General features: G+C 34.5%; 13 protein-coding genes. 2 read left to right on the top strand and 11 right to left on the bottom strand.

Annotated features, from left to right (window positions below):
- Window positions 1-60 precede the first annotated feature (60 nt).
- Window positions 61-459 (top strand): hypothetical protein, encoded by a 399-nt coding sequence (locus ACFX4W_RS14170; protein ID WP_098580472.1) that lies wholly within the window; start codon window positions 61-63, stop codon window positions 457-459.
- A 526-nt stretch (window positions 460-985) separates the two neighbouring features.
- On the opposite strand, the gene ACFX4W_RS14165 is transcribed toward ACFX4W_RS14170, so the two are convergent.
- The 11 genes from ACFX4W_RS14165 to ACFX4W_RS14115 form a co-directional block, all read right to left on the bottom strand.
- A complete protein-coding gene (locus ACFX4W_RS14165; RefSeq protein WP_377559611.1) occupies window positions 986-1,546 on the bottom strand; it encodes a L,D-transpeptidase in 561 nt (186 codons plus the stop codon).
- A 289-nt stretch (window positions 1,547-1,835) separates the two neighbouring features.
- Window positions 1,836-2,249 carry an NUDIX hydrolase gene (locus tag ACFX4W_RS14160; protein WP_377559609.1) on the bottom strand — a complete coding sequence of 138 codons (414 nt, stop codon included), beginning with the start codon at window positions 2,247-2,249 and terminating at the stop codon, window positions 1,836-1,838.
- A 75-nt stretch (window positions 2,250-2,324) separates the two neighbouring features.
- Window positions 2,325-2,966 carry a restriction endonuclease gene (locus ACFX4W_RS14155; RefSeq protein ID WP_377559607.1) on the bottom strand — a complete coding sequence of 214 codons (642 nt, stop codon included), beginning with the start codon at window positions 2,964-2,966 and terminating at the stop codon, window positions 2,325-2,327.
- Window positions 2,959-3,912, bottom strand: coding sequence for a toprim domain-containing protein (locus ACFX4W_RS14150; protein WP_377559604.1), 954 nt, complete (start codon window positions 3,910-3,912; stop codon window positions 2,959-2,961). The genes ACFX4W_RS14155 and ACFX4W_RS14150 overlap by 8 nt, the downstream gene beginning before the upstream one ends.
- A gap of 166 nt (window positions 3,913-4,078) precedes the next feature.
- On the bottom strand, window positions 4,079-4,474 hold the full coding sequence (locus ACFX4W_RS14145; RefSeq protein ID WP_377559602.1) for a DUF6262 family protein: 396 nt from the start codon (window positions 4,472-4,474) through the stop codon (window positions 4,079-4,081).
- Window positions 4,467-6,605, bottom strand: coding sequence for a tyrosine-type recombinase/integrase (locus ACFX4W_RS14140; protein WP_377559600.1), 2,139 nt, complete (start codon window positions 6,603-6,605; stop codon window positions 4,467-4,469). Before ACFX4W_RS14140 ends, ACFX4W_RS14145 begins: the two co-directional genes overlap by 8 nt.
- Window positions 6,606-6,634: 29 nt before the next feature.
- Window positions 6,635-7,813, bottom strand: a complete 1,179-nt coding sequence (locus tag ACFX4W_RS14135; RefSeq protein WP_377559598.1) for a tyrosine-type recombinase/integrase — start codon at window positions 7,811-7,813, stop codon at window positions 6,635-6,637.
- 319 nt (window positions 7,814-8,132) lie between these two features.
- Window positions 8,133-9,155 carry a guided entry of tail-anchored proteins factor 1 gene (locus ACFX4W_RS14130; RefSeq protein WP_377559596.1) on the bottom strand — a complete coding sequence of 341 codons (1,023 nt, stop codon included), beginning with the start codon at window positions 9,153-9,155 and terminating at the stop codon, window positions 8,133-8,135.
- Window positions 9,156-9,325: 170 nt separating this feature from the next.
- Window positions 9,326-9,847 carry a DinB family protein gene (locus ACFX4W_RS14125; RefSeq protein WP_043981750.1) on the bottom strand — a complete coding sequence of 174 codons (522 nt, stop codon included), beginning with the start codon at window positions 9,845-9,847 and terminating at the stop codon, window positions 9,326-9,328.
- Between the two features lie 106 nt (window positions 9,848-9,953).
- The gene (locus tag ACFX4W_RS14120; protein ID WP_043981749.1) at window positions 9,954-10,190 is read right to left on the bottom strand and encodes a hypothetical protein; all 237 of its coding nucleotides are present in this window, start codon (window positions 10,188-10,190) and stop codon (window positions 9,954-9,956) included.
- A gap of 1,482 nt (window positions 10,191-11,672) precedes the next feature.
- Complete coding sequence (locus ACFX4W_RS14115) at window positions 11,673-12,653, bottom strand: alpha/beta hydrolase (protein ID WP_377560537.1); 981 nt, start codon at window positions 12,651-12,653, stop codon at window positions 11,673-11,675.
- Window positions 12,654-13,472: 819 nt separating this feature from the next.
- On the opposite strand from ACFX4W_RS14115, the gene ACFX4W_RS14110 reads away from it, so the two are divergent.
- Window positions 13,473-14,039 (top strand): hypothetical protein, encoded by a 567-nt coding sequence (locus tag ACFX4W_RS14110; RefSeq protein WP_043981748.1) that lies wholly within the window; start codon window positions 13,473-13,475, stop codon window positions 14,037-14,039.
- Window positions 14,040-14,157: the final 118 nt, after the last annotated feature.

Genomic DNA, 14,157 nt, shown 5'->3' with positions numbered 1-14,157 from the left:
TTGAAAAAATGATATTATATGGTTATATTTTTAAATTAAATTAGTAAATAGGGGGAAGAGATGAGAAAGCTTTACGCATTTTTAATAGGAATTTTATTGTTAATTTCATTGTTCGGATGCCAAAATGAGAAAAAGAGTCCTCTAGACTTCACTGGTAAAGGGGAACATTGGTCGGCTAATGTTACAGTATATCCTGGTGAGGATAAAGAAGAAACTAAAAAAATAAATTTAAATTACACAGACGATGACCCAAGGTCTGTTAAAGATCTTGAATTTAAGTTAGATTCCCAAAATGGGCAGTTGGTAATGGGGGAAGCAGACGTAGAGTTAGATAAAAATGGCGGACTTGAAGAAAAAAGTAATACTAAAGTTAGTAAACAAACAACCAATTCAGATGAATTTGTTTTAACAATCAAATGGAATAATCAATCAGAAGATATTGTTTTAAAAAATAAATAGTTTGTAATAAAAAACAACCATGCAATAATGGTTGTTTTTTATTATCTTTAATTGGGTATATTTTCAGTGCTATCGCAGGTTCAATTATGGGAAAAAGACGTAAAAGATTGCATAAAACCCCCGCGAAGCTGTTTTATGTTAACTAAACATAAATAACATATATAATTAAAAAAGAAAAAACTAATGTCCCTCACTAACAGTAGTTTTTTCTCATCTAAGGGATAGAGAAATTATGTTACGAATGCCGAAGTCGGAAAGCATTCTGATCACATTTTGTTCCAACCACTTGAAAAATATACTAATAGCAAATAAAGAGGTGAGAAACCATGATAAATCAACATCTCTCATATGAAAAATTATACAAACTTCGCATAAAAATTGAATTCATCATTTAATTTCAGAATATTTAATTTATTAACTTGTTTTTAGGTTAACACATGCTATAATACAGATGCAGATACAAAAGTTCTATCCTTGACAAAAAAGAACATCCCTATGTGTGGACATAGGGATGTTCTTTTTTTGGTTAGTTACCTTCCATATGATAACCCTTAAATTTGTAGCCATACACTTTCGTTAACTCTACAAAGCTCTTATAGGAATAAGTGATAGCAACCGGTGTGCCTACTTGAACTTTATCATAAAGCTTTTCGATGTCTGCATTATGCATTCTCACGCAACCTTGGCTCACATATTTTCCAATGCTACTTTCATTGTTGTTGCCATGAATACCGTATGTATCGCCATACGTACCATTTGCATTTAATCCTAACCAACGTTTTCCTAATGGGTTGCGATGATCGCCCCCAGGAATATGTCCTGTATAATAAGGACGGTTTTTAATCTTGTTCACTACTTTAAAAAAGCCAACGGGTGTTTTGTCCCATGTTTTCCCCGTTGCTACCGGATCAACGATTTCAATATAACCGTTGTGAAAATACGCAAGCTTGTTGTAGTACTTGTTAATAATAATCAAATCTTGATTCGCTGGCTTACTTGCTGCTTCTGTTCTTCCCTGATTTACTCCACATAATGCGACCATTAATAATGTAAGAACGGTCATTGATTTCATAAACATGTTCTTCATAAAAACTCTCCTCTTTTTTATATTTTTATAAGAAACGAAAAAAGCACCTTCCAATTAGAAAGATGCTTTCTCGTCACAATCATTTATAAATAAAAACCTAGTTAATTTACGACTTTGACATGCAGAGAAACGCTCTCTGACGAAATTAACTTATATTTTGCGTATAACTGCCCATTTGATGCAAATTTCAGCACCTCAAAAATACATATAAAAAAGACCACTCATGGGAGAGAGGTCTCTTCGTATTGAAATACTAGTTTAAAAATGATCAGAACTATTTTTATCTTCTTTATACTGTTCCTTGGTTGTAGTAAAATGCATGCCCTTGTAAGAGTTTATTAATTCCTTCTAAATAGTAAGGAGCACGTTGTTCCACTTGTTCAATATCGACCCATGCAAGTTGGAATATTTCTTCAGGCATCTTAATTTCTTCAGTTCCACCTACAATATGTCCTTCAAAAGTAAAGAAGATAGCGTGATGATCCCTTTTTAAAAATTTCCCCTCGTTGATGGCTAATATTTTTCCTGGTTCAATTGTCAATCCAGTTTCTTCAAACACTTCTCGAATTACGGCTTCTACTAATGACTCACCAGCTTCCACTCTTCCACCTGGAAAAGACCAATGTCCTTCATGATTATCAACCATTAAGATCTGATTGTACTTATTTTTAATGAGGGCATAGACTACTTTTACTTCTTTCATGAAATACAAATCCTCCTAAGCTTACCGATGCAACATATATAAATTTTAAATGACCTCATCGTCATTCTGGATTTTTTATTGCTTATTGATTTTTTCTGTATGACGACAAGAAGGAAAAGAGGAACAGCCAAAAAAACGAGTACCATTCCCATCTCGTACGACTAGATCTTGCCCACACTTTGGACATTTACGAGGTTCTGGTGTGATATTTTCAAAGATTTCCCGTGCCTTAAAAACGGGATTTACCTCATTAATAAACTTTTGAAGATCCGCCCGATCCAATAAGGTCACATCACATGCAGCTGCAAGCTCTTTTGCTTGTTTCGTAAAATAACTATTGGTCACAACCCATGCTTGACTCGCTTTATAATACGCTTTTGCTGCGTACACTTCTTGTACTGCTGAAAGGCTAACTCTATTTTTAGCGTTATACCGTTTGGCCTGAATCACAATCTTTTCTTTTCCTTTCATCACCAAGTCAGCTCCAAAGTCACCAGATGATGGTGTTACTTGTATCTTGTACCCTAACTGTTGGAAAAGAGCCTGCAAGTAAAATTCAAACTGCCTCCCATCCATTTTATCAATATAGGGCATGCCTGATTGGGCTAACTCTTTCATATACCTCCGTTCACGAATGACACGGTAAGCAAATTGAGAAAGCTTAAATAAAATGATAATAAGAAAAAGATAAAACACGCTTTGAAACACTTTATCCATTCATTGAAAGCTCCTGTTCTGTTTGTTTATTCCGGAGACGTGATGCTACAGGTTGAATGTTTTTTCCATTCTTCTTTAATACGTCGTTCCAATCTTTCGCTCCCTTTGGAATATCTGTTCTTATTAAATCAGCATTAACGATTTGGTTCATTTTGTCAATAAATTCTTTTCCTCCTTGGTCATTATCGACAGCTAACACCATTTCTTGAATGCTTAAGCCTTCTCTTCGAGCTTCGATATAAGATTGAGCAACAGTTTTAGGCTTTAAGCCATTCATACTAATAAGGCGTGTATTCTGCAAACTATTCTCTTGTATACTCCAATAAGAAAGAAGATCAATTGGGCTTTCAAAGAAATGAATCTTATTTGGGCGACCAACATCAACTGAAAAGCCTGTATGTGGGTTATCGTTCGGTAAGACTTGTTTAAAAGAACCTCGTTTATTTTTTATCGAAGCTGTTCCTTGTCGATCTGCCCCAATCACTTTTCCCTTGCCTCCATGTTCTCGCCATTTAAACACCACATTATTTCTTTTGTCTTGGGCGATTAAGTCTTTTTGAAGGAGCCAGTTAACTAATCGAGGATCTATTTTACGTTCTTTTATGAGATAATCTTTTACTTTGCTTTGATCCTTTACCTCTAACTCTTTTGGATAGCGAAAAGGCTCTTTTGATGGTGAAACCGACGGTTGCTCATGTGACTGAGAAAGCTCTTTATAATCGCCTTTATTGATATCTAATACAGCTTGTGGAAAAGACATCCCATAATACATTTGAGCGAAACTGATTGCTCCGTATCCTGTTTCATTCCGGCTATTCCAAGCGTACATATTTCCTTTGATGAGTAAGCTATCATGTTCCGTATGACGATAATACTTTCCTTCTTTTACAAAGGTTTCGCCTTTGGCTTCCAGATACGACAACAAATCAATATCTCGCGCTTTCATAACCTCCTCCTCCTTGACGTGTTTTCGTTCTCCCACCTAAATCCCTCCTTCACTCCACGATATGAAAAAAGAGAGCTTTTCATTATATTTAGGTTAAATAAGTAAATCACTAGAAAACAAAGGGACCACACATATTAGATATGTCTAATATGTATAGTCCCTTTGTTTATAACTTCATAAAATATTCAGTGATTTTTTTATTTTCTTTTTCGCGTAATTGTTTATTTTCTTCCTCCAACTGTTTGTTTTTTTGCTCCAACTTTTCAATTCTTCTTTTGAGAGAAGCGATCATCGCATTTTGGTTATTTTCATCTCTTTTAATACGCGAATCTACAAATGCTCTTTCTTGTTGATTTCGCAAAAAATCAATGCGTTCTTTAAGTTCTGTATGGTTGTACAGAGTAGCTTTCGCTACACCTGCTTCTTTAGCTACGCTGTTAAAATTAATTGCTTTAGAACCCTTCTGAAGACGCTGAATTGCTTCTTCCACTTTGGTTATAGTATTTTGCTTTCGTTTTTCATGTAGTTGCCTTAATTGCTCCTCACGGTCAAAATTAGCCATGTGTAACACCTTTCTCTTTCTTACGTTCTGCTTGCCTCTTTATTCTCTCAAAACGTCCAAAAATGACATTTCCACTTTTAATAGTGTCATAGATAGTTTGGTAACGTTCTAAGTTCTTTTCATTTGTCTTGACCATATCTTCACGTTTGTATGCTTTGGACGCTTCAATCCATTTTGTAGTAGTGTCTATTAGAAGCTCATATTTTTTGAGATCAAAACTCGTCATACCTACGGCTAAATCAAAACAAGGCTTTCCATCGTTTGCTGTGAGACAAGGAGGCTCTGCTGCTAAGGGACAATTCCCATTTATCCTTGCACGACAGGTCCCGTAAGGGTTGTCAATTGCGTTTATCTTCTCGTCTTTCCACATCATATCTATAATGTCCTTAGGGATATCTTCAGATTCTGAGACCAGATGAATCTCCCCGTCTAGGTCAAATGTAAATACACCTTGTTTAACAACCTTCTCAAACGCCTTGCGTTTTGTATCATCTAATAAACGTGCGTATCGCATCGTCATTTCAGGAGAGGCATGGGCCAATAACTCCTGCACCGTTAAAATATCAGCTCCACCATTTAACATTTTCACTGCATAAGTATGCCGAAACTGGTGTAATTTAAAGTGAAAGATATTTCCGTTTTCGTCGGTAATGTTCTTCTTAATTGCCAATTCGTTAAGTTTATCTTGTACCCAAGTTTGTGAAAAGGGCTTTCCCTTGCGGGAACCCCTGTATCGAAAAAAAACATATTTATCAGGGTTGTTATCTTCATTACTGTATTCTTTCGACTTATGAATTAAGGCGGCAATCATATTTGCTAATTGTTCATCGATTGGGATGTTGTGGCCCTTTACATATGTTTTTTCAACATCAGTATGAATAGAATATTTCCCATTTAGGCGAATTAAACAGTCCTGTGTTAAGGTCAATACGTCACCTATGCGTAATCCAGTTTTAAAAGCCGTCCATACGACAGGTTGCACTTCTGGATGAAGATCATTAATGTTCTCAAATAGTTGTTCCAATATATAATCTGGAACGTAATCAATGTCATCATCCGATTTCTTATCAAATGTAGGATAATCCTCAGAATAAAGTAGCTTATAAGCTGATTTTTCAGGCGCAATACTGTATTCAAAACGTTGGCTATCTCTTAAAAATGTATAGACGCATTTTAAGCTTTGAAAGATAAAGTTATCAGGATTGTTATTTTTTTGCTTTGTTACTTTATTTTTCGAATAATAATAAAGATAGTCCAAGTATTTCTCGGTATGCTTTCTTTCTAGTTTTTTTAAATCGTTCCATTCTGGCTCTAACCTACTGATGAAATTAAAGAATCTGGGGACATGTTGTGAATATTTTTGAGCAGTTCCCCAAGAAAATTTCACTCCACCTAGTAATCTATTTTTAATGTATCCTTTAAAATATTGTTTATAAACCGTATTTTCAACACCTGAAAAATCAATATAATACGATGTTGTTGAGAAATTATAGTTCACTCCATAAATGGCATGTAATACCCTAATATTCCATCTGTCCTTTTCCCATTCTTCACGAGTATCTGTTAGGGTTAATAATTTTTCATATATGGAACGGAAGAAGTTTGCGGCTTCTGTTTTTCCTTTAAATTCACCATATTTAATGTTTTTGTAAATTTTAACTGTTTTTACACCTTTGCTGTTCAACCACCAAATCCACTCTTTTTCTGCTTTCTCAACATCTAAATCAAGAAGAGATTGGAGACAAGAATGCTTTTCATTGAGAAATTCAAACAATCTATTCAAATTTGTTTTAGTACCTATAAGGAGGCTAGAAAAACTAGGTACCTCGTGAAATAATTTATGATAAAACACAAATTTGAGCTCTAAGCGAATGGTATGATTTTCGGTAGAGAACTTTATATTCTTACCTGCCCCTTTGTATTTATTAAATTGCTCTTCAAAGTTAGGAATTTTACCAATCTTGTTTATATCCCAAACATCATTAACTAGAAAATAATCATCCTCCACAAGCTTTCTTCTTATCTTTCCATTGTCTGAGATATTCTTTACCTCGTAAGAGGAGAGAGTGAATGTTATCAAATTCCAATATTCACCTTTTGGAATTGAATTACCTGTCGTGATTTTATCCAATGGCTTTCCTCCTAAAATACCAATCTCGTTTAAAAAGGAACTGTTTCATCAGGGATACTTAATTGAAGGTCTTCCCCTCTCCCCTCTTTGATTCGTCCAATTTCAAAGGCATGAGAGGCTTTCTCCCAATCTTTACGGATATCATCTTCGGAAGGGTGGATATATTGGTTCATCGTTGTTTGTATTTGTGCGTGACCTAAACGCTCCTGAACCATCTTAATATTCTTCGTTTGAAGATAACAGATAGTCCCATGAGTATGCCGAAACAAATGCGGAGTAACATGTATTCCTGTTTTCCTTTTGATTTCTTTGAAAGTGGCATATACATCCGAATAGGTCAAAGGCTCTCCACAATTCTTACCCCAAATCTTCACAAATACAAAGTTATGATCTGGTTTATATTCGTCAATCACTTCATACAAATAATCGTCATATAAATCCATGAGGCCTTGAGAAATATCTAACCTCCGTTCCCCAGTCTTTAACTTTCCTCCATTTGGCAATTCACCTCTATCCTTTAGTTGAATTTTGTGTTTCCTTTGTTTGGCATCGAATTGAAAGTCTTCGAGAAACAAGGAGATGGCTTCCCCAATACGCAAACCACTTTCAAAAAGCAACCGAATTAGAAATCTATCCCTAATATTTGTGGCAGCACGATAAACAGCATTGACTTCCTCCTTAGTCAACACCTTTACTCTTTCTTTAGGTTCATCTAATTTAAGGACATTTTTTGAACCCGGTTTATCCTCATTTACATGATGTAAAAACCCCTTATACCCATTGCTTCCAGCCCCCATAAACAGCTTTCTCATTAGCTTTTCAACAATGTCTGAGTCAATTAACTCGTTTCTATATAAATAATCATAAAAAGATGTAACTACTGTCAGATAACTATTTACTGTCCTCTCGCTACGTTTAGCTTTTTTCTCCTTATGAGGTATAACTTTATTATTCTCATATGGATTTCTAAGCCAACCAATAAAATTAGATAACTCCTGGAAGTTAACTTGTTGATAATCAATATTTACTTGTTTGAGATAGGTAAAGTAATGTTTTAAAGCTGTACAATAGGTCCTTAAAGTATTGCTACTGCCTTCTCTGTTATGGAGGTATTTCATATACTGTGCAACAGGTTCAACAGGCAACCCATTTGTATCCAACAGAAGATAGGCTTTTCTATTGTCAACCGATATTTTTTCCACTCTCAAGCAGACACTCTCCCCCTAATTATTATTTTTAATAGTATTTCTATCCCTACTGATTACTGTTACTGTTGCTTTTAGGTCCTCGAACCTAACGGTTCTGTGGAGTGCTATCCTCGCACCGAGGCTACATCCCCTATCTAAAAACATGCTATCATTCTTATTTACATATTAAACCATTTATACTATATTTTAAATCATTGTTTATTCAGTCAATTATGTGAATATAAAAAGAGAATTAGCCTCATATTAGACTAACTATCCTATAAATTAATACCTAAATTTAATTTTCAGCCCTCTCATCCCCTTAAAACTTTTGCCATTTTTATCGTTCCATTTCTTGTGTCTGGTCCCGTTTCTTTGAAAAAAATGCTCCATTATTCCGTGCAAAAAACTTTGTAAATCCATTTTGCGATTTCTCTTCTTTTTTCTGCTTGTCGTGATCCTTTTTCTCCGTGTCCAACGCTTTTTCAAGCTTCGTTAACTTCTCACGTTGAGAATCAGTCAAATTCAGCTCTTTTAATTCCTGCAGCACCTCTTTTTTCAATTTGTACACCGTATCAAAGGAATGTTTTTGTTCAAATTCCTTCATTTTGGCCACACGCTGTTCTTTCTCTTGAGGTGTTTCTTGTTTTTCGACAGGAGCCTTTTCTGCTTTAGCTTCCTTTTTCTCTTCTTTGGAAGAATCTTTTTCATCTGATATGCCTAATTGGGCTAACAAGCTTTGTTTAAATAGTTGCTTATACTGTGTTTCTTCACTAGGCTGCTGCATAACTTCTAGTACTTCTTGTTTGTAATCTTCTTGATATTGCTCCTTTTCTTGCGCTTGTTTTCGTGCTTGAAACTGATGAGAAAGTTCATTTTCCATTCCTTTCAATTGGTCAGGGGTGAACTGTTTTTCCTTTAAAGCACTTGATTTCAACATCACATAATCGTTTTCTGCATTCACACGGGCTAACATACTATCAATATCTTGAGGCTTTTCTTTTTCATGCGCTTGTAAAAATGTAAGATAGCTTGTTTTAAGCTGCGTTTCTCGATCTTTTTCTAAAACAGGATTCACATCATGACTTCTCAAAAAATCCACTGTTGCTTCACTTTTATAGGCTTGTTTTTGCCCTTTTTCATCCGTAGAAACAAGTAAAACTTGCGGTTTTTCCTCTCCTAGAGCTGATTGTGTTAAGTAAACAGCACCAGAAGGAATGTCTTGCAGCTGTTTCTCACTAATGTTCGCCCAATCTGCCTCGATTTTTTCATTGTGTGGGTGCTTCATAAACTTCTTTAATTCTCGTTTATCGGAAACAATCGTTTTAAATTGGTCATTTGAAAGAGACGTAATTTTTTTCATCATTATTCCCCCAAGTAATTAGTATTTAGATAATAAATAAATTCCAAGTTGCATGAGAAAAAGCAGAGGAATAAACAACCTCTGCTTTTTTACATTTAATTTTATTAAGTTAAATTTAGATGATCGATAAAGTTTGTTACTTTCAAAAGTGGAACCTTTAACTAACTCCCTTATTCCTTACTTGAAGCAACTGATCCAACTTCCTTGTCAGGTAGACCAATTATGTCTGTATGTTTAGGGATATGACCTAATAAACGTAACATGGCTACAATTTGTCCCTTATGGTGGAACTCATGTGTAATTGCATGCATGAGCAATTGTCGAGGAGTCTTTCTTATACTATTAACCTCTGGTCTCCAAGCAAGTTCCCCTTCAATAATGTCATCGAAATTATCTCTAAATTGTTGGAATACAGCATCCACATATGCATCTGCTTGTTTAAAATAAAGTTGAATATCACTTATCTGCATATTATTAATTACTTCTTTTGGTAAAAGAGGCGATTTCGTTCGTAGAAGAACAAAAGACCCCAGCCAAGCATGATAGCAACCTGCAATATGAATCAAAGAATCTCTTACACTCTGAGAACCAAATCCTAGTTCTTTTGTAAAATCATCTTCATTTAACTCTTTACATTGTGCTAATAAGATTTGACGTGTTTGCTTTACCCATTCATACTCTTGGTTTTCCATACTCTCTACTCCTTTTATTTGAATATTCCCACTTATATTATAATGTTCATTGTACCGCAAACGAGAACAGCCAACATTAATAAAAAAGAGAGCTCTTTACGCTCCCTTACCTTTCGAGTTCCTGTTCTTCTTTTTTCTTTTTGATGATACCTGTACGTTTTTGGAATTGCATTTGACTGCCCACTTCCATACAGTCTTGAAAAGTAAAAGATTGTTCCTGAAAAACAGCTAGTGTTTCAATTTGAGCTTTTAAGAATTCCTGACGAGAAATCTTTTTTTCTTTTGCGATTTCATCTATTTTTTTAACGGCAATTGGATCAATATTTCGTAAAAACATATCCATGACATTCGTTCCTTTCCTGTAAAGTGTGGTTCCCCACTACAAAGGAGAGAAGAGCATAAGGGGTTTTTGCCCCCACCATAGGTGTGGGGATAGGCAGAGCCTAGCAAAACCGTGGGTACAAAGAAAATCACTAAATGTCCCCTTTGCGTCCCTTTTTTTTGTTGTACGTCCCTTTTACGTCTCCCTTTAAAATCCCAATGTCCCCTTTATGTCCCCCTATTTTGAAGCCATGTCCCCTTTACGTCTCCATGGGTTTTCTCATTTCATGACTAAAACTTGTTACTTTTCTTGTAAGCTTTTATGTCCAGCCGCATTGAGCTAAATGCTTTCATTACTAGATTGAATCGCATCTTTTCCCATCGCAATCTTTGATTCCGTAGCAGCCTTTCCATAGTTTTTTTATTTTCTTTTTTACAACATCTTTTTATAACTCATATGAACCTGCTGTGAACATGAAAAAGATAAATGTTAATGGGCCGTGATCCTTCATTTTTTTAGAACAGCCATCGTTTATAGAATAAAAATCGATTCATAAATGATAAAAAGGCACGCGTAAATCACTTGTATTGTAAGTAAAAACAAATGGCTGTTTTAACCATGAACATGTAAAAAAAATGAAAAAGATTGCTTGCTTCTGTCTTATTCTTTCAAAAAACACCTCAAAACGAAGTGACCCCTGAGGGGACATTTATCAACTATGAAGGGTCGGCGAAGGGGTTTCTCGCACAAATGTTGTAATCACTAAAGGGCCGGTGAAGGGACTATCCCTTAATTTGAGGGTGCGCTGAGGGGGTTCCTTGAAGTTTTTGTATGATATCATGGTTTTGCTAGGCTCTGCCTAGCCTATCACACTCTGTGATAGCAAAAACCCCTTATGCTCTTCTCACTATTTTTTAAGAGGCACCACTATTTTAGAGAATTGACATAAGTTATGAGAAATTAAAATAAGAAATGTTGATTCTATTACTGTTAAAAAAATTGATGAGCTAGCAAAGAAACATGATTAATTTTGATATAAATACACAAGTTAATATTTTTCTTCTTTTAATAATTGGACGACCTTCACGCTATACGGAGTATATCAATAAAATATTAGCTGCTACATATGGTACTACCCAAATCGCTAAAATACGAAAATCAACTCTAAACTCTGAGTACACCTAAAACATAGAATACATTATAAAAATTGGAGTTAGCAGAAGCAACTTTGATATGTTTCGCTTTCGTACATTACAAATGACATCTGAATAAACTATTGCAAAAATCAACATACCGTATGGAGTGAAATAGTGGCCTATCGATGTAAACATCCCATCCAAGTGTAATACCTACTTTGGCCGTTTTATCCCTTTTCCTAGTAAAGCTCCTATCCCTCCAAATAACACTTGCCTATATAATTTGTTCGTTTTGAGGATTTCTAAAAAAAGAATTGAACTCATTAACCACAGTAAAGCCACCATTATAAACATAAACATATGCCCATTACCTCTTTAGCTTATTTTGTAGAAACGAAATCGTATCCTTTGCAATTTTTTTTCGTTTAAGTACTATTCCTGCATGCCCACAATTATAGACACAACGTGTAGGTTTACCCCAAGACTCCCATAACAGATCTGCATCTTGAATATGAACGTACTGATCATGTTTAGCAGAAATTAGTAGTATATTTTCTTTATTCATTTTTGGAGGTGCTTGATTTGGCTCGGTTAATTCCCAATACTTCACCAGATCGTTGTAATTAACTCCATGAGACTCTAAGTCCCTTCTTATATACTTACCAGGAATCGTATTCCATATTGAATAACTAAGGCGATTAGAATAGAATATAGAAACTAATGCATCAATTTCTGACTCAAGTGTAGCAACTAAATTTGAGATAAAGCCACCGAGACTAACACCAATTATAATTACAGGACCTTGTTTGTTATTTTTTACCCATCGAATTAGAGCCCTTAAATCAACGATTGCTTGCCTAGTAGATTCAACAGTCCTATTAACATTGGCACTAACCATAAGTTCTCCACTGTAAAGTGATGCTTCTGGCTGACGTTCTAAATGGTAAGGAAGTGTATAGTAGTACATATTCCACCCTAAATTATTCATAATTGAATCATGAAAAATCTTCTTTACCCTATCAAACCCTTTCATTCGCCAACCATGTACAAAAATAACATTAGGCTTACTTCCAGCTTCATTTAAGAAAGACTCACCTCTTACGTAATCATTGGAATGATCCCCAGAAGGTATCAAACTTTCAAATCCAAATGGTCCTATGCTGTAGCCATTTTCTTTAGAAGTTACATTGAAATCAACATCTGCAAGTGATGATGGTAGTTCAAAAAAAATATCTCTATCTATATTCGTTTGTGCATGAGCAGAATCAATATGATATTGATTCTCTTTACTGCGGTCTTTATGTAAATCATGCAGAGCATAATAATCTATCAATTTTGAAAGTAACAAGTTAATATCTCCCCCCAGTCGATTCTTTATGTTTTTGTTATTTTTTACATTATTTCTCATGATATCAAACTCTCTACTATATTTACATGAATCAACAATCTCTTTATTTCTGATATACGAGAACCAATTAATCTCTTTTTGTGGACATTAAGATAAATAAAACTATTTTTTACCATTTTTTGAATCGTGTGATAGTCTATAGACCTAACTTTTACAAAAAAAGAATTTTTGTCACTTTAATTAATGTTAAATGTCCCACTAACTGAGTAGACATTCTCTACATTTGGAATAGAAATTATCTTAATTCCATCCTAAAAATAGATAATGGCCTATTATTAGTTCATTGCAGAACCCACCCTATTTCTTTAAAGTAGAAATTGGCTCCATTCAAAACAACAAGTTTATCTTTAGTTGAACTTAATTTGAACTTAATAACTATTTTTCAAGCAACCAAAGGATAAGTTCAACTAAACCCACCACAAGTTCACCATGCATTCACCACAAAACCCACCAACATTCATTTAAGTAGAACTTAAGTTAAATTAAAGTCATAACAGTTCATAAAATAAGATATATGCGCAAACTCCAAACAGGAATTGTTGATTTTTTGTCGAAATCATATAAAATTAAATGAATAGGTGGCTGTGAATTGAGTGAACACAGATAAACCTGACAGGTAAATAACCGTGAACTGAGTGAACATAATTAAATAAGACGAGTGAATGACTGTGAACCGGATGAACTTTCATAAAACTCGCAAATGAATGACTGTGAACTGAGTGAATGTACATAAAACCCTAATAAATGGTGGTGGATTACATGAATAATTCTGAAAGTGCAAACTTCATTGGTGTACCAGAAGCATCTGAATATACCAATATTCCTCCTGAAACATTAAAAAGGTATTTAATTAACCATGAACAGTTTTTGAATTTCAAAAAAGAAGGTAGACGTTATAAAATAAGTATTGAATCGCTAGATCTATTAAAGAAAATCCGTGAACTCTATAGCGAGGGGTTACTAAAAGAAGATGTAAACGATAATTTGGCAAGTGATGGACTTCCTATAACTATTACAGTCAAAAATCAAGAAGAAAAAGGTTCTATCTCTATAAACGATGAACTAAGTGAAATAAAAAAGATGTTACAACAACAAGAACAGCAGATGACACAGCAGATGCAATTTAATCAAAAGTTAGTAGAAGAGTTACAGAAAGTTAGCCAAACCAATCAAGAATTAAAGCAAATGATAAATAGAAAAGATACTGAGTTGATAGGAGAGTTAAGAAAAGGATTATCAGAAAGTAAAAGGATGATTGAAGAAGCTTCTGCTAGTGCAGAGTTAGAAAAGAAAAAAACATGGTGGGAAAAATTGATAGGTAAATAATAAAAAGCTTCTACTAGTGGGTCAGTGCCCGAGATAGTAGAAGCTTTTTATTGTTATGTTGTAATTTGGTTATAAAATTCGTTGATTATAACACATTTTTAATAGATTGAGGAGGGTT

It is taken from the genome of Priestia sp. YIM B13489 (assembly GCF_042787645.1).
GTDB lineage: Bacteria > Bacillota > Bacilli > Bacillales > Bacillaceae_H > Priestia > Priestia megaterium.
Note: the sequence above shows the minus strand (reverse complement) of the source record. Positions and strands in the feature narration are given on the sequence as shown.

Coding starts and splice junctions, on each gene's coding strand:
- ACFX4W_RS14125 (WP_043981750.1), bottom strand. CDS start 9,847: ATGGAAAACCAAGAGTATGAATGGGTAAAGCAAACACGTCAAATCTTA.
- ACFX4W_RS14165 (WP_377559611.1), bottom strand. CDS start 1,546: ATGAAGAACATGTTTATGAAATCAATGACCGTTCTTACATTATTAATG.
- ACFX4W_RS14120 (WP_043981749.1), bottom strand. CDS start 10,190: ATGGATATGTTTTTACGAAATATTGATCCAATTGCCGTTAAAAAAATA.
- ACFX4W_RS14170 (WP_098580472.1), top strand. CDS start 61: ATGAGAAAGCTTTACGCATTTTTAATAGGAATTTTATTGTTAATTTCA.
- ACFX4W_RS14160 (WP_377559609.1), bottom strand. CDS start 2,249: ATGAAAGAAGTAAAAGTAGTCTATGCCCTCATTAAAAATAAGTACAAT.
- ACFX4W_RS14150 (WP_377559604.1), bottom strand. CDS start 3,912: ATGAAAGCGCGAGATATTGATTTGTTGTCGTATCTGGAAGCCAAAGGC.
- ACFX4W_RS14130 (WP_377559596.1), bottom strand. CDS start 9,155: ATGAAAAAAATTACGTCTCTTTCAAATGACCAATTTAAAACGATTGTT.
- ACFX4W_RS14155 (WP_377559607.1), bottom strand. CDS start 2,966: ATGGATAAAGTGTTTCAAAGCGTGTTTTATCTTTTTCTTATTATCATT.
- ACFX4W_RS14110 (WP_043981748.1), top strand. CDS start 13,473: ATGAATAATTCTGAAAGTGCAAACTTCATTGGTGTACCAGAAGCATCT.
- ACFX4W_RS14145 (WP_377559602.1), bottom strand. CDS start 4,474: ATGGCTAATTTTGACCGTGAGGAGCAATTAAGGCAACTACATGAAAAA.